Origin of the sequence: Microvirga tunisiensis (assembly GCF_009296175.1) — a bacterium.
Classification (GTDB): Bacteria; Pseudomonadota; Alphaproteobacteria; order Rhizobiales; family Beijerinckiaceae; genus Microvirga; species Microvirga tunisiensis.
The window spans coordinates 1-16,745 of the sequence record NZ_VOSK01000142.1; the positions used below are offsets into that span (position 1 = coordinate 1).

Annotated in this window: 16 protein-coding genes and 2 pseudogenes; 7 read left to right on the forward strand and 11 right to left on the reverse strand. The window is 61.9% G+C overall.

The genetic code is table 11. From position 1 onward, the window contains the following. Together FS320_RS46140 and FS320_RS25415 are read left to right on the forward strand one after the other, a co-directional pair. Positions 1-254 (forward strand): annotated as a pseudogene (locus FS320_RS46140) (IS630 family transposase); the annotation flags it as partial. A gap of 104 nt (positions 255-358) precedes the next feature. Then, entirely contained in the window at positions 359-1,378 is a 1,020-nt protein-coding gene (locus tag FS320_RS25415; RefSeq protein ID WP_338105477.1) for an AI-2E family transporter, read from the forward strand. Here the strand turns inward: FS320_RS25415 and FS320_RS25420 are convergent. The 4 genes from FS320_RS25420 to kynA form a co-directional block, all read right to left on the reverse strand. Next, entirely contained in the window at positions 1,272-3,104 is a 1,833-nt protein-coding gene (locus FS320_RS25420) for a metallophosphoesterase (protein ID WP_162866303.1), read from the reverse strand. The genes FS320_RS25415 and FS320_RS25420 overlap by 107 nt on opposite strands. Positions 3,105-3,195: 91 nt before the next feature. Further along, complete coding sequence (locus FS320_RS25425) at positions 3,196-4,530, reverse strand: adenylate/guanylate cyclase domain-containing protein (RefSeq protein WP_152714689.1); 1,335 nt, start codon at positions 4,528-4,530, stop codon at positions 3,196-3,198. A gap of 241 nt (positions 4,531-4,771) precedes the next feature. After that, positions 4,772-5,965, reverse strand: coding sequence for an aminotransferase class V-fold PLP-dependent enzyme (locus FS320_RS25430; protein WP_152714690.1), 1,194 nt, complete (start codon positions 5,963-5,965; stop codon positions 4,772-4,774). 15 nt (positions 5,966-5,980) lie between these two features. Continuing rightward, on the reverse strand, positions 5,981-6,805 hold the full coding sequence (gene kynA / locus FS320_RS25435) for a tryptophan 2,3-dioxygenase (protein ID WP_202882894.1): 825 nt from the start codon (positions 6,803-6,805) through the stop codon (positions 5,981-5,983). A 175-nt stretch (positions 6,806-6,980) separates the two neighbouring features. Between kynA and FS320_RS25440 the strand changes: the two genes are divergently transcribed. Both FS320_RS25440 and FS320_RS25445 read left to right on the forward strand, forming a co-directional pair. Further along, the gene (locus FS320_RS25440) at positions 6,981-7,223 is read left to right on the forward strand and encodes a DUF3297 family protein (RefSeq protein WP_152714691.1); all 243 of its coding nucleotides are present in this window, start codon (positions 6,981-6,983) and stop codon (positions 7,221-7,223) included. Between the two features lie 140 nt (positions 7,224-7,363). Further along, complete coding sequence (locus FS320_RS25445; protein ID WP_152714692.1) at positions 7,364-7,627, forward strand: hypothetical protein; 264 nt, start codon at positions 7,364-7,366, stop codon at positions 7,625-7,627. A gap of 71 nt (positions 7,628-7,698) precedes the next feature. Here FS320_RS25445 and FS320_RS25450 read toward each other — a convergent pair whose 3' ends face one another. From FS320_RS25450 to FS320_RS25470, 5 genes are all read right to left on the reverse strand, one after another. Beyond that, entirely contained in the window at positions 7,699-9,102 is a 1,404-nt protein-coding gene (locus tag FS320_RS25450; RefSeq protein WP_162003228.1) for a virulence factor family protein, read from the reverse strand. Beyond that, a complete protein-coding gene (mprF, locus tag FS320_RS25455; protein ID WP_152714694.1) occupies positions 9,099-11,759 on the reverse strand; it encodes a bifunctional lysylphosphatidylglycerol flippase/synthetase MprF in 2,661 nt (886 codons plus the stop codon). The genes FS320_RS25450 and mprF overlap by 4 nt, the downstream gene beginning before the upstream one ends. Before the next feature lie 142 nt (positions 11,760-11,901). Next, positions 11,902-12,258: a hypothetical protein gene (locus tag FS320_RS25460; RefSeq protein ID WP_152714695.1), complete on the reverse strand. Its 357-nt coding sequence runs from the start codon at positions 12,256-12,258 to the stop codon at positions 11,902-11,904. A 444-nt stretch (positions 12,259-12,702) separates the two neighbouring features. Further along, positions 12,703-12,969, reverse strand: coding sequence for a DUF7696 family protein (locus tag FS320_RS25465; RefSeq protein WP_152714696.1), 267 nt, complete (start codon positions 12,967-12,969; stop codon positions 12,703-12,705). 120 nt (positions 12,970-13,089) lie between these two features. Further along, complete coding sequence (locus FS320_RS25470) at positions 13,090-13,503, reverse strand: response regulator (protein ID WP_152714697.1); 414 nt, start codon at positions 13,501-13,503, stop codon at positions 13,090-13,092. Positions 13,504-13,720: 217 nt separating this feature from the next. Here FS320_RS25470 and FS320_RS25475 point away from each other — a divergent pair, with 217 nt between their 5' ends. After that, positions 13,721-14,044: a hypothetical protein gene (locus FS320_RS25475; protein WP_152714698.1), complete on the forward strand. Its 324-nt coding sequence runs from the start codon at positions 13,721-13,723 to the stop codon at positions 14,042-14,044. Positions 14,045-14,158: 114 nt separating this feature from the next. Here the strand turns inward: FS320_RS25475 and ampC are convergent, their stop codons facing one another. Next, positions 14,159-15,325 carry a class C beta-lactamase gene (gene ampC, locus FS320_RS25480; protein ID WP_152714699.1) on the reverse strand — a complete coding sequence of 389 codons (1,167 nt, stop codon included), beginning with the start codon at positions 15,323-15,325 and terminating at the stop codon, positions 14,159-14,161. Between the two features lie 49 nt (positions 15,326-15,374). Between ampC and FS320_RS25485 the strand changes: the two genes are divergently transcribed. Further along, positions 15,375-15,614, forward strand: coding sequence for a hypothetical protein (locus FS320_RS25485; protein WP_152714700.1), 240 nt, complete (start codon positions 15,375-15,377; stop codon positions 15,612-15,614). 32 nt (positions 15,615-15,646) lie between these two features. Further along, positions 15,647-15,943 (forward strand): hypothetical protein, encoded by a 297-nt coding sequence (locus FS320_RS25490; RefSeq protein ID WP_152714701.1) that lies wholly within the window; start codon positions 15,647-15,649, stop codon positions 15,941-15,943. A 548-nt stretch (positions 15,944-16,491) separates the two neighbouring features. Here FS320_RS25490 and FS320_RS46145 read toward each other — a convergent pair. Further along, positions 16,492-16,745 (reverse strand): annotated as a pseudogene (locus tag FS320_RS46145) (IS630 family transposase); the annotation flags it as partial.

Consider the following 16,745-nt stretch of genomic DNA (forward strand, 5'->3'; position numbering starts at 1 on the left):
ATCCGCGCTTCCACCTGCACTTCACGCCGACCTCGGCCTCATGGCTCAACCAGGTTGAGCGCTTCTTTGCCCTGATCACCCAGGAGCGCATTCGGCGGGGCGCCTTCACGAGCGTGCCCGATCTGGAGAGTGCTATCATGGACTACCTGGAGCACCACAATGCCGACCCGAGACCCTTTGTCTGGACCGCCTCGGCCTCAGCTATCCTGGAAAAGGTCGCCCGTGCGAAACAAGCGTTAGAGTCACAACACTAGAGTGAACCGGGAGAGACGACGTGAATCGGCCTCAAGCTCCCTTGGAAGAAACGCATCGCGTACCCTCTGACTTTGGCTTGATTCACTGGGCTTTGATCACACTCGTGATCCTGGCTTTCCTCAGCGCGATCTATGTGGCCGAGGCCGTTATCGCTCCTGTTGCCTTCTCGCTGTTCCTGATCGCGATCGTCTGGCCGCTCCAGTCCCGTCTTCAGGCCTACATCCCGCGCCTGATTGCCCTGGCGATCAGCGTCCTGCTTCTCGTGGTGGCGTTCAGCGGCTTCGCCTCGCTCATCGTCTGGGCCTTCAGTCGGGTCGGGCGGTGGATCCTCATCAACTTGAGCCGCTTCCAGGCGCTTTACAATCAAATGACTTCCTGGCTCGAGGAGCAAGGGATCGCCGTGGCAAGCCTCTGGGCCGATCACTTCAACGTCAGCTGGATCGTCGGCCTCATGCAGAAGCTCACCGGCCAGGTGAATACGACCTTGAGCTTCTGGCTCGTCGTTCTCGTCTACGTCATTATCGGCTTGCTCGAGGTCGAAGGGACTGCGAGGAAGATCGAGACCCTGCCGAACCGTCGTATTGCGCGGGTCCTGCTTGCCGGAAGCGAGGAGACAGCAGCGAAGATCAGGCGATACATGGTTGTGCGAACCATGATGAGCGTTCTGACCGGTGTGCTCGTCTGGGCCTTCGCGATGCTCTTCGGTCTGCCGCTCGCCCAGGAGTGGGGAGTGATCGCCTTCACGTTGAACTACATCCCCTTCATCGGCCCGTTTATCGCGACCCTGTTTCCGACGTTGCTTGCGATGGTCCAATTCGACACCTGGCAGGCCGTCATCGTGGTTTTTGCGTGCCTGAATGTGATCCAGTTCGTGGTTGGGAGTTATATCGAGCCGCGCCTATCCGGTACTGTGCTCGCCATGTCGCCCTTCGTCGTGCTTCTCTCGATTTTCCTCTGGACGTTCCTATGGGGATTGCCGGGAACGTTCATCGGCCTCCCGATCACGATTGCCGTTCTCACCTTCTGTGCTCAGGATCCAGCGACCCGATGGTTGGCGATCCAACTGGGTCCGCCCGAGGAGACGGATCTGCCAGCCGCAGATCACGCTCGTCCGGAAGCTTGACCTCCACTCGCTCCGGTGCGGCGAGCTTCAGCTCGCCGCCGCTGACCGCAAGGGTGTGCACGAGGAATGAAACGCTGCCGTTCTGCGCCGGATTCATGACTGGAGAGGCGGCGGAGACGATCCGAACGCCTCCGGACTGCCCGATCCATTCGGTGTGCCGGTGCCCGTGGAACACCACCAGCCGGTCGGCAAAGGGGCGGAGTTGCCTGACGAACCAGGAGCCGTTGATGAGAGCCGTGCCAATGCGCTCGGAGAATGCTTTTGCCGGCGTGGGATACTCCACGAGATGGTGGTGAAGCGCCACGATCCAGCCGGCGCGCGGATATCGCTCCATGGCGGCCATGAGATCTTGCGCTTGAAGAGCGGATATGATGCCAAGTGCGTTCGTGAAGGAAAAATGTGCTTCCGCATTCGAGTTGAGAAGCATGACGCCGATCCCATCATCCGTTTTCGGTGGAACGATCATGGGGAACACATCATCCCAGATCTGAGCCAGTCGAAGGGATTGGCGGATCCCCCCTGTATCGGCAAAAGCCTCGATATCGTCCCGGTGTGGGGCGAGCCTCTCGGTCAGAGTGGGGCCGAGGCGACCCTTGTCGGAATCGAAGCAGAAAACCTTGTCCCCATGCAGGGCTTCGATCGCGGAGAGCGTTCGAAGTTGGCGAAGGCGCTTTCCTGGACTCGTCGGCAACTCGAGTCGAGCCGGATTGGCGCGATCGACGACATTCACGTCATGGTTGCCGGGAAGGATCAACAGGCGCTCCGCCAGACCGGGATGAGCCGCGACCGTGTCCATGAACTCCGCCCACTCTCCAGACCGGCCGGCATCCGTCATGTCGCCGGTGATCAGCACAAGGTCCAAGGGATGCTGTGCGTGAAAAGCATCCAGTCGATCGAGGACACGGTGTATCTTCTCGTTGCCTTGAGGTCCCGTCCGGCCGCTTTCGATCCGGAATCCGTAGCGCTCTCCGACCACATGGAGATCGGAAAGATGTGCGACGCGCCAGGTCCGGGCCTCGGACGGCATGTCGGCGAAGGCCATGAGATCGGCGGGCCGCCCTAGGGCGCCATCCGCAAGGGCCCATATGAGGGCGGCGCCTGTGACATAGCATCCTATGATGACCACGGCATTGGCGAGGGCGGGGACGATCAGCTGGAAAGGCGCCAGAATGTCTCCCGCTTCACCGACCCAGCGCGAAGCGGGCCAGGCAAGGACGACGAACCAAAACGACAAGGAGCTCACCAAAACGCCGCCTCCGACTGCAGCGACAGCATAGAGATGTGTATGGCGGCGCGGCCTGAGATTGGGCGCGAGTTTGCCGATGATGTGCCGCAACCCTTCTCGAAACAGGGCATAGACGGGCTGAACGGCCAGTGCATTGAGAGACCAGAAGCTTTGTTCGGCAGCGCGCAGCACAGGCTTGCCGCCGATCCACGCGAGGCTGATGAGACCGGCAACGATCAACAGCGACCAGAATCCTGCCAGTGCGGTCGCCACCTGTCCGGATATCGTGGTCGCCCATCCCAGAATGACCAATGGCGCAAGTCCCAGGAGGATGGCAGGAAGGCCGATCAGCATGAACCAGGCGACGGCGAGCTTCGGAAGGCTGATTTCCGCAAGAAGGCGTCCGCCGATGGCAACGAGTGACCGGCTCTTGGTACTCGCGATGTCGTCCTCCGCATCGCCAAGGCGCGGATCGATCAGCATGGGCTTCCACAGATGCATTCGTGGCAACGGATTCGGCTCCTGCATGGTCTCTCACCTGCCAAGCTCTGCCGCTGCCGTCTCTTCTGCGGCAGTCGGAACAATCACCAAATCAAGCGCCCATTCCCGCTCGCTGAAGCGCTGCAACGGCATAGAGCGGCATGCGCTCACTCAGTCCCTTCAGGGCGAAATCGCCCCTTTCCTCCAACGGCAAATCGGATCCGGCGACGAGATCGCGCACCGTCCGCGATACCAGTACGTCACCGCCATCTGCCAAGGAGGCGATCCGGGCTGCGATATGAACCGCAATGCCGCCGATATCGTCACCCTTCATCTCGACCTCCCCGGTATGGACGCCACATCTGACATTCAGGCTCAAGGGATGAATCGCGTCGATGATCGCGCTCGCGCATCGGACGGCGCGTGCAGGGCCGTCGAAGGTGGCCAGAAACCCATCGCCGAGAGTCTTGATCTCACGTCCCCTGAACCGGGCGATTGCGGCGCGGACGATCCTGTCGTGCTCGTCGAGAAGGGCATGCCAGCCGCGGTCGCCCATCGCTTCCGCTTTTCGGGTTGAATCGACGATGTCCGTGAACAGGACGGTCGCCAGCACACGGTCCGGTTCCTTCTCGCTATGCGTGCCGGTGAGAAACTCCTCGATCTCATCCGCCAGCGGGTTCACGTTGCCGGCCCACATCACATGATCCATGCCCGGAAACTCTACGTATTTCGCTCCTGGTATGTTGGCTGCGAGATAGCGACCTCCCTCCACATTGACCCGCGTGTCGTCCGAGCGATGCAGGACGAGTGTCGGCACGCGGATCGCCGAAAGGATGTGGCGCACGTCGATCTGGCTGTTCATTCGCATGAGGGTGATGACGGCCGAGGGACTGGCGCTCAGCCGCTCGAAGCGCGCCCACCATTGCTTGAATCGCTCATCCGCCATCATGGTCGGCGCAAAGGCGCTGAGACTTTCGCCTTGTCCCCAGGTCCTGTCGATCTTCTCCAGAAACGGCTCGAACCGCTCAGGCGGCAGCACCCAAGTGTGGAAATCGGCATAGGTGCCGTAGAGGATCAGGGCCTGTGTTCGTTCAGGATAGGTTGCCGCAAAGAGCATGCTCATTGCGCCCCCTTCGGATATTCCGAAGAGGGCGGCTTTCTTGCTGCCCACGGCGTCCATGACCGCGCGAACATCGTCCATGCGCTCTTCGAGTGTCGGAAGGTTCCCCAGGCGGTCCGAGAGCCCGGTGCCGCGCTTGTCGAAGAGGATGAGACGGCTGAATGCACTCAGGCGGGACAGGAAGTGAGCCATGTTCGGCTCATCCCAGTAAAGATCGAGGTTCGAGATGAACCCTGGGACAAAGACCAGATCGAGCGGTCCTCGGCCGACCACCTGATAGGCGATCCTAAGATCGCCGCTTCTGGCGTAATATGTGTCGACCGGCATGGCCTGGCTCCGAAACTGGCTGTCCGACGCGATGGTCGGAAGCACGGGGATTCAGGTTGGGTCCGACACGGACATGCCACCATGGCATCGTGCGGGCTAGAGCAGGGATAAATGCTCTGCTCCATGCCGCGTCATGTCAAATCGAAAAGGCGGAGGCAGGTTCGCGGATGCAGGCAAGTGACAAGGAAACTTTGTTCCGTCGCGCGCTCGACGGGGTGGTGAATGCGGAGTGCGGTCTTCCTCAGGCCGCCGAGGACGTATTGACGGGAAGGGACTCCAGCGCGCCTGCCTCGTCGATGCGGCGCACGAGATCGTCCACTTCTTCTTCCGTCTGGTAGATGCCGAACCCAAGGCGCAGGCGTTGGCCGCGGACGTCGGTCACCACGCGCAGTTCCGCAAGGTCGCGATAGATCGCTTGAGCGCCGGGCGTCTGAAAGGTGAGAAAGTTGCCGCGCCGTGTCTCGTCTGCCGGTACCACGAGCGAGGCTTCCTCGAACAGGGCCGAAGCACTGATGCGGCGCAGGAAATGCTGCTGCAGCGCCTTAGCATGGGCGTGGATGATGCCGGGCGTGATGCCTTCATCCGCAAGCCAGCGCATGACCGCATTGAAGCGGTAGAGACCCGAGGGATCGAAGGTCGCGCCCATGAAGCGCCAGGCATCGCCGCTGTAACCGACCTGTCCGCCCTGCGCACTGGTGAGGTTGCCGAAGGCGGCGTACCAGCCGGTGTCGCGCGGGCGCAGACCCCATCCGGGCGGGCAGTGCATGAAGCACGCACCCTCGCCCGCCATCGCATATTTGTAGCCGCCCGCGATGTAGAACACCCGCTCCGCGATGCTGCCGAGATCGGTCGGCCGCGCCATGAAGCCGTGATAGCCGTCGATCACGATCATGGCGCCGTCGCAGGCGCATTCCGCGAGCCTGCGCCCATCCGGTGCGAAGCCCGAATTGAAGAAGACCTGGCTGACGAAAACGAGATCGTAGCCTTCCTGCGCAGCCGTGAAGAAGCGGTCTTCGAAGGTCGTGAAGGGTTCCGCCGGCACACGCGTCACGGCAACGATCTGCTCTTCCTCCAGGCGCGCAATCTGGCGCGTGAAGGAATGGAACTCGCCGTCCGAGGTCAGGATGCGGACCGGGCGGTCCGTGGGGAGGCAGGAGAGAATGCGCTTCAAGAATTCATGCGTGTTGGGTGCAACCGCGATGGTCGACGGATCCGGCAGGTTGAGGTGCCCGGCCACATGGCCGCGATACTCTTCAAGAACAGGTCCTAAGACATGCTCCCACTTATCGTCGATGAGGCGGGCAGCATCGTCCCAGGCTTGGAGCTGCGCGTCGCGCGTCACATCCGGCCAGGGATGGTGGCTGTGGGATGCAAAATGCAGGCGGTCCGGCTCGGTGTTGAGGAAGCGGGAAAATTGTGAACGAAGGTCAAGCATTGCGTATTTCCCCCGTCACAGCCTGCCGCGCACGGACCAGAGTTCGGGAAAGAAGTAGTGTTCGAGCGCCTTGCGCAGATAGGTCACGCCGGTGCTGCCGCCCGTGCCGCTGCGCATGCCGATGATGCGCTCCACGGTCTTCATGTGCCGGAAGCGCCATTGCTGGAAGGCGTCCTCCAGGTCGACCAGCTCCTCGGCGAGTTCGTAGAGATCGAAATGCTCGCCCGCATGGCGGTAGATCTCCCCCCAGGCGGCCTCGACGCTGGGATGTGCCGTGTAGGGCTGAGTTACGTCGCGGTCGAGCACTTCGGCCGGGATCGCGTAGCCGCGCCGCGCCAGCAGGCGCAGGGCTTCATCGTAGAGGCTCGGCGCCTGGTAGGCGGCTTCGAGCTGGTCCGCGAGGTCGCTCCGGTGCTTGTGCGGCGCCATCTTGATCGCGTTCTTGGCGCCGAGCTTGAACTCCACCAAGCGGTACTGCCAGGACTGGAAGCCGGAAGATTTGCCGAGCGCCGGCCGGAAGCTCAGGTAGTCGGAGGGCGTCATGGTGGAGAGCACGGTCCAGGCCTGGATCAGCTGCTCCTGGATCCGGTTGATGCGTGCGGTGCATTTGAAGGCGGGCTGGAGTTCGTCCGCCCGGATATGGGCCAGCGCCATATCGAGCTCCCGGTTCAGGAGCTTCAGCCAAAGCTCCATCACCTGATGGATCGTGATGAAGAGAAGTTCGTCGTGCTCGGCCGTCAGGGGAGATTGGGCGGAGAGGAGGGTGTCGAGCCGGAGATAGTCTCCATAGCTCATGCCTTCTGAAAAATCGGTGTGAATCCCGTCTGTCGCTGCGGACAACTCCGTCTCCCTGATCTGCCTCCGCTTTGCCGCGGATTATCGTCTTACCCTAGAAGAGTTCGACGAAAGTAGGGCATTGCGGCGGGCTTGTCACGTCAGGTGAGTCGGAATTGGCATCGGACGCCCAAGCGGATAGGTTGCCGCCCTATATTGCCGTCTTTGGAGAAATCTTCGCATGACCGACACGCTTCCCGACCGCCTGTCCTCGAACCCGAACAGCCCCTATTTCAACGAGGAGTTGATTGCCAAGGGGGTAGGCATTCGCTTCAACGGGGTCGAGAAGACCAATGTGGACGAGTATTGCATCAGCGAAGGCTGGGTCCGCGTCACCGCCGGCAATGCCAAGGATCGCTTCGGTAATCCCATGACCATTAAGCTCAAGGGCAAGGTCGAGCCCTATCTGCAGCCCAAGGAGTGAGGCCTTATTGAGCCTAGGGCAGAGGACTGGACGCGCGGTGTAGCGCGGGCCAAGATCCGGGATGAGCTTGTCAATCGGGGAGTTGCTTCCTCGGGAAAGGCCTGTCCCGGATGGCCGGTTGCCGACGGCGGACGATACTCGTGGTAGCGGGCTGGCTTCTCAGCGCGCCCGCCCTGGCCCATAGCTGGTACCCGACCTGGTGCTGCAATGATCACGATTGCCGAGAACTGATCGAGGCCAGAGGCGAGACCGTGACCGAGACGGAAGACGGCTGGAGGCTCTGGGATGGGCGCCTCGTCGGTCGGGACTATGCCAAGATGTCCCCCGATGCGAAATTTCACATCTGCGAAGAGCCGAAGACGCGAGCCATCATCTGCTTCTTCGCTCCACAGGGGGCGTCGTGATGGCGGGCTCCCTTGATCGTCCCGTGATGCTCCCCTCTTGATGGGTGCATCGTTCGGTTCCTCACGATGCGTTAGGGAGTCGGGCTCAGCCGCCCCCAAATCGCCTCTGCGGCTTTGCTGTAATCGCCGTCGAAATGATGCCCACCCTCCAGCGCGACCCGCTGCGCTTCGCCGAGTTCGGGTGCCGTGCAGGAGGTCTCGTTGTCGTCCGCCTCTTCCGTGCCGTAGATGCATTGCGTCCTGTCCAGCGGCAATTGATGCAGGAGAGGAGCCAAGGGACGGCTTTCGGCGGAGGCTGAGCCGATGAAGCCCTCCACGGTCACTTCGAAATCGGCATTGGTGCCAAGCGCAAGAAGCGACACGACGCCGACGCGGTCTCTGATCGTTTTCGGCAGTTCCGGCCACACGTCGGGCATGATGTCGGAACCAAACGAGAAGCCGACGATCGCGTAGCGGTCGGTGCCGAATTCGGCGCCGTAATGATCGAACAGCAGGGCGAGATCGGCAGCAACGTCCTTCGGATTTTTCTTGGACCAGAAGTAGCGCAGCGAATCCAGCCCCACGACGGCAACGCCCTTTTGTGCCAGCCACTCGCCGATGGATTTGTCGATGTCCCGCCAGCCGCCGTCCCCCGAGATGATCACGGCCATCCCTTTCACAGGGCCCTCGGGCCGGATGATCGAAACGGGCATCTGCGAATGCCCGCGCTCGCCGGTCTTGCCCAGTTCGACGGCGTTCTCGATCAAGGCTTCACGGATTGCGGCGTCGTCTTCGGCAGGCACGAATGCCACGTCACCGTCGCTGCCCTGGAAGGCCTCGGTGCTTTGGCGCTCGCGTTCGGGCGCGATGGCGCGCCAGGGCGCAGGCGGATCGGGCACCCGGCGCAAGGCGAAGTATCCGTCGCCTGCTGGCTCCAGCTTCGGCTCGAAGCAATAGGTTCTGTCGATTCTCAGCAAGGGCTTGAAGCCAATGCCGATGGCGCCTCCCAGGGTATTCGCCGGGGCCTGTGCCAGAGCGGCATAAGCGAAGGCTGCTCCATCACCCCGCCCGACGATTACGGGAAAGAAATAGCGTTGGAGCCCGAGCTTGCGCTGCACCGCCTGAGCGAGATCCTTGAGATCGTCCGACACGTAGTGACATTCGTCGGTTGGCGGCGACTTGGCAAAGTCTGCGCGCAACGCCTCGAAGTTGAACGACACGGCCACCAGCCCGGCCTTCGCCAGCGCGAGTGCATCCTGTCGGCTCGCTGTCGCATCGGCTTCATTCGCCGCCAGAACGACCAATCCCCGAGGTTGACGTTCCTCCGCCTGGACAACATCGACAGGGCCGAACTCATCCACATCGATCCTCATGGTGGTGATGGTGGGCGGCATCAGGGCGGACCAGGCGGAGCGTCCGAGCAGAATGCTTCCGAACAGCAGGGCGGCGAGCGCCAACATGACGGTCAGGATGTGGATCGTCTTGAGCGGCTTCATGGTCTGGCCCCTTTGCTGACGGTTTTGATCGGGCTGCCGGAAATCAAATTGCTCACGTCGAGAAGAATCTGCGGCAGTGCCCATCCTCCGGGGCTGGCGAGATAGCGCGGTTCCCAGACGGGGCTGAATTTTTCCTTGTAGGCCCTCAATCCCTTGAAGCCGTAGAAGCGCTCGCCGTTACGGGCAACGAAGGCTGCAACCTTGTGCCAGTTCGGAGCAAGGCGATGGTCGGACAGGCCCGAGAGCGGCGCCATGCCGAGGTTGAACCAGCGATAGCCCCGTGCCTTGCCCTCCTGCATGAGCGTGACGAAGAGCAGATCCATGATGCCGGAAATATCCGGCAAATGGCGCATGAGATCGATGGTGATCTCGCCTCCGGGCTTGCCGTACCAGATATTCGCGAAGGCGACGATGCGGCCTTCGCGGCGAATCACGGCAACGTCGAAATACGACATGTAGCGTTCCGACCAGAAGCCGATGGAGAAGCCCTTCTCGCCGGCACCGCGTACAGCCAGCCATGCATCGGAGACACTCTTGAGTTCGGCGAGATGCGCGGGCACCTCGGCGGCGGGGATGATTGCGAATTCCAGGTTCTCGCGTTTGGCGCGGTTGAGCGCGGCGCGCCAATCCTTGCCGGCCTTGCCTTCGGTCGTGAAAGTCTCAAGGTCTACATGCGCCTCTTCGCCGAGCTTCACGAGGGACAATCCGCCGTCGAGATAAAGAGGCAGGTGCGCGGGGCTGACCTGATAGAATATGGGCCAGCCCGCATGCCGATCGGCCTCCTCAAGGAATTGCCACATGAGATCGGCCGCATGTTCGGGCTTCCCGATCGGATCGCCCATGGCGATCCAGCTCTTGCCGCGCACGGCATACATGAGGAAGGCCTCGCCTGATGCGTGGAAGAGAAAGCGCTTGTCCTCCAGGAGAGCGAGATGCGCGTCGGCCCGCTCCGCATGGGCCAGCGCGGGAGCAAGCGCTCCGGGCTTCAAGGGCTCCACCCGCCGGGCACCGGGATGGCGATGGATCATGGCGTAAAGCGACAGGGCCGCGCCGATGATGATGGCACCGAGGCTGCTGCGCAGGAAGCGGGAGGCATCGTCGTGCCAGTTGAACTGCCACCACAGGTCATGGCTGTAATCGACATCCTGGAACGTCGTGAAGCCGAGCCAGATGCTGCAGCCGAGAATGAGGGCCACGGCGACCAGCCATCGCGGCTCAAGCGGTTCGGTGAAAATTCCGGCTCTTCGGTAAAAGGCCGAGCGGTGGGTCAGGAGCAGAGCGAGAACGGCGCCAAGAACGAGCGCCTCCTCCCAGTCGAAGCCTTTGGCCAGCGACACCACGATCCCGGCGCCGATGACGACGATGGACAGGCTCCAGGCACTCGAGAGGCGGCGCATCAGCCCCCGGGACAGGATGAGGAGCACGACACCGGCCGTGCTGCCGACGAGGTGCGAGACCTCCGCAAAGGGCAGAGGCACCAGAAGCCGCAGGGCACGCACACGCGAGTAGTCGTTGGGAAGCGCGCCGGAGGTGAGCAGCACGAGACCGCCGATGAATGTGAGAATAGCGAGGGCTGCGGGCACGAAGGGCAGCACGAGATGGCGGACGCGCCGTGCCGCCCGTGTGAGCTTTGCATCCGATCGTTTCACTTCGTGGACCGCGAAAAGCACAACGGCGAACAGGAATGGGATCAGCGTATAGGTGAGCCGCCAGACGAGAACGGCAGACAGCAACTCGGCTGACGGAGCCTGTGGGAAGGCCAGCAGGATCGCCGCCTCGAAAGCGCCGAGCCCGGCCGGGACGTGACTGACGATGGCCAGCAGAATTGCGCTGGCGAAGACGGCGGCAAAGGCCGGAAAGCCGATGCCGATATCCTGCGGAAGAAGGACCCAAAGGGCTGCGGCGGCTGCGCATATGTCCGTCAGGCCAAGGCCGATCTGGACAAGCGCTGCTCCGCCGCCCGGAAGGCGGATCCGCACATGGCCTCGGCCGATCTCCCGGCCGCCTCCGCGGCTCCAGGCCAGGTAAACGGCAAGACCGGCCAGCAGCACCATGCCAAGGCCACGGTTGAGGTTGTCGGGCAGATGGTCGAGGGAGGCGAGAGCCTGCGGCTCGGAGGCGGCGCTCAGCCCAAGAACTCCGGCCATGCCGACCCACAGGGTCATGGCGGCAACAGCCGTGAGCTTCGCGACCTCGCTCAGGGTCAAGCCGGCTCCGCCATAAACCCGCCAGCGCACGGCGCCGGCCGTCATGAGAGGAAAGCCCAGGGTATGGCCGATGGCGTAGCTCGTGAACGACCCGAGGGCGACGGTCTTGAGCGGTACCGCCTTGTCCGTCGCCGCGCGGATTCCGAAGACATCATACCCGATCAGGGCGCCGTAGCTTGTGGCCGCAAGGAGAAGGGAGAGCCCGATGAGCTGGGGCGGTGTGCCGAGGGCGCTCGCGGCCACGGTCGAAAGATCGAGCCCGGACAGAAGCTTGGTGAGCAGAAGGGCCAGACCGGCACATCCCGCCATGGCGAGAGCCGGCATCGCCCACCGGAGGAGTGGGTGCCGACGGCCAGGCGAATCGACCGCAATGGGGCGGGATGCATCGGGCGCCTGCTGCGCCCCGATGGCGGGCTTCACCTCGGCTGCACGAAGAGCGTTGGTTGGCATGGGAGATCTCGTCTGATTTTCAGGGCGCCTGCAATTTCGGCGCCGGGATGCCTCGACCGTCGGTCAAAGCATGAGCAAGGAGGTGTGCTGCGGCTGCACACGCAGGCGCTTACGCACGCGCGAAAGCGGCGCAGCGGCGGACTCAGACGAGAGGAGGACCGGTCGGTGGGGCGGCGCAGGGCCTGTGAGAGGGCGGTGCGTTGGGATAGGAGACGCACGATGTCCTGATCAGACGGGCGTGATCGAGAACGATGGTCGGCGCGGCGCCGGGCAGGGCGGACCCCGGATCGTCATCGCCGCCACTGGGCGCGGCCTGGAAGTATAACGAGGTGTCTTCAAGCGGGGCGATGACATCGCGGGAAAGGCTCAGCGTGCCTTCAACCGACCCGATCCGGTCCCTGGCCTCGAAGAGGCATGGCTTCGCCTGCGCTGCGCCTGCCATGAGCAGAAGCGCCAGCAGCGACTGGGCGAGAGCCAGAAGAATTCGGTGCGGGATCACGGAAGAATCGCCTTAACGCCTGTGCGATCATCTCACAGGAAAACTGAATGATTCCTGATTGCGGCAAAAGCAAGTGGAGGCCGGATCGTCAAAAAAGAAAGCGCCCGCTTCAACGGGCGCTTTAAGGTCCGACCCGTAGGGGCAAATAAGAAGGTCGTGAACCTATCTATTCGTGGAGTATTTTGGCCGAATTGTGACCGTTCGTGGTCTGAATAGGATGTGTCAATAGAATATCCGCGCCATTCTGACACCCCGATGGTTCATTTGCAAACTATTTGGACTTGATCAGCCACAATATCTGATTTATGTCGAGCCAGCCGTAGGGGCAAATACGGTTCGAAGGGCCGCGAACACAGTCGTTTAAAGACTGGGCGCGGCCTTTTCTATATATGGCTATGATTTCTGTTTATTGCTAATAGGGGCGGTCATTGGGAATCCGGTCCGTTACTTGGACCTGCTGCGGGCCTCCTGCAGCCGCTCCATCGTCGCCTTGATCTCCTCAGCCGCCTTCAACCCACGAATGCCGATCACTCCGCGGTCGATGCTTCTTCCGTTCTCGTCCTTCCGGCCGTTGAAGAAGACGTCCCGCTCCTGCTTGGACATCTTGAGGACGGTGCGGGCCTCCGTCTCGACCCTCCATTCCTCGGACCAGGTGCTGACGGGCTCGCCGGTGAACTCGGAGATGGCTTTGGTATCGCGGGAGTAGGTCATCCCGCCTGTATGCCGGACGGCCGTGACAAGATCGTTAGTGCTCGTGCGATCGCTACGGCACTCCGGCAAGGTGGCCAACCAGCAGGCCGAGAGTTCGGCTGCGGCTGCAAGCGATACGGATCAGGCAGCCTTTGAGCTGGGAAATGGGAGGACTTGAGCCGCTTCCGGACTCCGCAGAGCCTGCAGGACTTCGAGAACTCTGACTGGGGATGCCGGCGGGACGAAGACCGCGTGGGCGGACGGGATCTCGGCGGGATCCTGGGCCGCGATCAGAAGCACAGGCCGGTCGGGATGATGGCTCTGGTATTCGTCTTTCAGGATCCAGCCACAGACGAGCCCTGGCAGGCTCACCTTGCTCACGAGCCAGTCGATCTCGTCACCTTGCTGGCACAAGGTCAGCAACGCGCGCTCTCCGTTGGGTGCAGCCATCACCTCGAACCCGCTCGTCTGCAGAAGCTGAGCCAGGAGCTCGCGGGTAATCGCATCATCTTCGACGACAAGGACCGTAGCCCTGGATCGAGAAGCGGAGAGCATTCTGGTTTCCCCCAGATGACAGACGAGTCTCCGCCTTCTCCGATTAACGCCGACTTAATCGAGGCTGCTCCTTCCGGGGGATCGTACCGAATGGTTGCTGTCAGGTCCCCGAGGCAGACGTCAGGTCCTGGCCGAGGTTTGAGAATGCCGCCACGCTGAAACGGGAAGCTGCCTGGGCCGTTATCAAGGCGTCCTTTGAAAGTTTGGAGAAAGAGCCATGCGTGCCTCTAATCTCAAGTTTGCGGTTGCCGCGGTGCTGGTCGCGGTTCCGACCCTGGTCTGTGCGGAGGAGGGTGGTGCGGCGGCCGGCGCGATTGCCGGCGGCACGGCGGGGGCCGTCGTGGGCGGGCCTGTCGGTGCAGCTGTCGGGGCGGGCATCGGTGGGGTGGCCGGTGGCGCCGCGTCGGGCCCGGATCAGAAGAATGTGATCATCGAGCAACGCGATGTGGGGACGACCGGCAGCACCGGATGCTCGACAACGACAAAACAGAAGACGGACGAGTTCGGCGACACCACGACGAAACAGAAGACCGAGTGCTAGCGCATCGTGCGAACCTTCGGTCCGATACTGTCGTATTGCCGAGGGCGCCGCAGCATTGGGCGGAACGGAGTCCCATGGGATGCGCCGTCGTCGAACGAAATCTCATCGTGAGACCTAGTCCGTCAGGCGCGAAAGCACCTGATGGGCCGCCTTCACGCGGGCCTCATTGGGATACCCCTTGTTCGCCAGCATGACGATGCCGACCTTCTTGTCCGGAATGAAGGCCGCATAGGCTCCGAACCCGAGCGTCGATCCGGTCTTGTTGATGATCACGTTTCCACGCGGTGCCATGGGCGGATCGATCGCGGTCGCAGGATGCGCCTTCTGGTTCATCGCGTTGCCGGCAATGAATTTGTCCAGCGCAACCGGATAGGGATATTGCTCCCAGATGAGATCCTGGATCAGCTCGCCCGAGCGGAAGTAGCCTTTGTGTGTCGCACGGAGGGCTTGGGCGAGTTTCTCCGATACCGAGCCGACGCCCATGTTCACCTCGAGGAAGCGGATCATGTCGGCGGCGTTCGATTTCACGCCATAGGCTTCGTCCGCGAGCAGGGCCTGGGAGACGCGGATGGGCTTGTCGTCGCGGCTGTAGCCCCAGGCGTATGATGTCATCTCGGCCGCGGGAACATCGATATAGGTTCGCTGCATCCCGAGTTCAGGAAACAATCGGCGTTCCGCAAGGGCCTTGAAACTTGCGCCCATGGTGCGCGCGGTGACCATGCCGAGAAGGCCGATGCTCGGATTGGCATAGCTGCGATAGGTCCCCGGAGCGTATTTGGGCATCCACGCGCGATAATAGGCGATGAGCTGCTTTTGATCCTTCACGTTTCCGGGCAGCTGAAGCGGGAAGCCGCCGGCCGTATGCGTCGCGAGATCCAGGAGCCGCACCTTGTCGAGGGCGCTGCCCTTCAGCTCGGGCATGTGTTGGCTGACGCCGTCGTTCAGCGACAGCTTGCCCTCGACCTCGGCATAGGTCGCCACGGTTGCAGTAAACGTCTTGCTGATCGATCCCAGTTCGAAGAGCGTTTCGCGCGTGACGGGAACCCGGGGTTCCTTCGAGGCCAGGCCATACTCGATGAAATGGCGTCGTCCGTCGATCGTCACCGCAACGGCCAGGCCGGGAATTCCATATTGCTCGATGACCGGCTTCATCGCTTCGTCGACGGCCTGCCGTACCCTGGCGTCCCGGTCGGGGCCTGCGGCGAACGCGTGGGACAGGGTGAAGGCGGAGGCGACAAGAGCGGCTGCAAGCCTGGGGTAAAGTCGCGACAGCAAAAGCATCTCCTTTCGGCCCGGCATATGGGCCGTTGATGAGGATACGTCCTCACTCATGTTGCTGATGGCGAGCGAAATGATGCTCAATCCCATAAGCCGCGTATCGTCCTTCGCGGGAAGCCGGATCCCCTTTTCCGCACGATTCGCTAAACAAGAGGTTATGACGGTTCGGCTGATGCTCTCGGCAACGATGATGGCGCATAGGGAAGGGCTGGTTGAGCCCGGAGTTCGCCGCTTTCAACAGAGATCACCGTATTCCATCAAGAAAGTCTTTGCTTTGCTGACGACATCTTGAGATCTCTACTCACGTTCTCCTGGAGCCCGACAATGCGCTATGTGGCAATCGCTTCGTTTCTGTTCATCGGCTTGACGAGCCAAGCCGTGGGCCAAACCAGCCCTGCGCCAGCGAACGACGCCGTGACCGCGAGCCGGGCGGAAATGCGCGAGCTGATCGAGGCGACGCAAGCGACCGCAAAGGCATCCCGCGAGAACGTCGATCATGCCCGTGTCGTCCCGGATCTCCTCTACCAGATCCTGACGAAACTCGATAAAATCGAGGACAAGCTCGACAAGGTCGAAACGACCCTCAAAGCGACCCAGGCGGCCGCTTCCAGGAAGCGGTAAGCTGCAGTCGGCAGCGAGCACAAGCTCTCATCGCAGCCTTGCCTATCCCGTCGAGTCTCTAAAGAATTCCTTGAGCCTTCAGGAGGACCGCAACGGCTATCAAAGTGCCGCTGACGGCATAAGGAAACCAATTGGGATAAGGGCGGTCATGCCCTCGGTAATTGCTCATCATGAGCCCCATTGCAGTTCATTATGCTGTGCTCCGGCCGCTCATCATGAGCTTTCACATGGGACAGCTTGCGGAGAGGATCATACGACTAAAGTCGAAAATGGCCAGTGGAAATCTTCCGTAGGGTAAACATTATGCTCAGCGGCTTTGGCCGGTGCGCTTGGAGATGGCAGCGGTGCCGCGGGAGCATGTCATGCAGACGGCATGGTCGAAACGGTGAACAGAGCTTTAGCCTGCTGTCCTACCAGACGGGGAGAAGGTCGATAATGGACCGACCTAGGCGTTGCCTGCACTCGCTCCATATTCTTACCAGCAGTCTCAAAGGGGCCGGAAAAGGATCGTGGCATGGCCAAACTCGCTCTGTATGTGGCTCTCGAGGCTAGTGTTGTGACTCTAACGCTTGTTTCGCACGGGCGACCTTTTCCAGGATAGCTGAGGCCGAGGCGGTCCAGACAAAGGGTCTCGGGTCGGCATTGTGGTGCTCCAGGTAGTCCATGATAGCACTCTCCAGATCGGGCACGCTCGTGAAGGCGCCCCGCCGAATGCGCTCCTGGGTGATCAGGGCAAAGAAGCGCTCAACCTGGTTGAGCCATGAGGCCGAGGTCGGCGTGAAGTGCAGGTGGAAGCGCGGAT

Bases quoted from the DNA above. Each gene is read 5' to 3' on its own strand.
- FS320_RS25420 (WP_162866303.1), bottom strand. From the start codon at position 3,104: ATGCATCTGTGGAAGCCCATGCTGATCGATCCGCGCCTTGGCGATGCG.
- FS320_RS25425 (WP_152714689.1), bottom strand. From the start codon at position 4,530: ATGCCGGTCGACACATATTACGCCAGAAGCGGCGATCTTAGGATCGCC.
- FS320_RS25430 (WP_152714690.1), bottom strand. From the start codon at position 5,965: ATGCTTGACCTTCGTTCACAATTTTCCCGCTTCCTCAACACCGAGCCG.
- FS320_RS25440 (WP_152714691.1), top strand. From the start codon at position 6,981: ATGACCGACACGCTTCCCGACCGCCTGTCCTCGAACCCGAACAGCCCC.
- FS320_RS25450 (WP_162003228.1), bottom strand. From the start codon at position 9,102: ATGAAGCCGCTCAAGACGATCCACATCCTGACCGTCATGTTGGCGCTC.
- mprF (WP_152714694.1), bottom strand. From the start codon at position 11,759: ATGCCAACCAACGCTCTTCGTGCAGCCGAGGTGAAGCCCGCCATCGGG.
- FS320_RS25465 (WP_152714696.1), bottom strand. From the start codon at position 12,969: ATGACCTACTCCCGCGATACCAAAGCCATCTCCGAGTTCACCGGCGAG.
- FS320_RS25470 (WP_152714697.1), bottom strand. From the start codon at position 13,503: ATGCTCTCCGCTTCTCGATCCAGGGCTACGGTCCTTGTCGTCGAAGAT.
- FS320_RS25475 (WP_152714698.1), top strand. From the start codon at position 13,721: ATGCGTGCCTCTAATCTCAAGTTTGCGGTTGCCGCGGTGCTGGTCGCG.
- ampC (WP_152714699.1), bottom strand. From the start codon at position 15,325: ATGCTTTTGCTGTCGCGACTTTACCCCAGGCTTGCAGCCGCTCTTGTC.
- FS320_RS25485 (WP_152714700.1), top strand. From the start codon at position 15,375: ATGTTGCTGATGGCGAGCGAAATGATGCTCAATCCCATAAGCCGCGTA.
- FS320_RS25490 (WP_152714701.1), top strand. From the start codon at position 15,647: ATGCGCTATGTGGCAATCGCTTCGTTTCTGTTCATCGGCTTGACGAGC.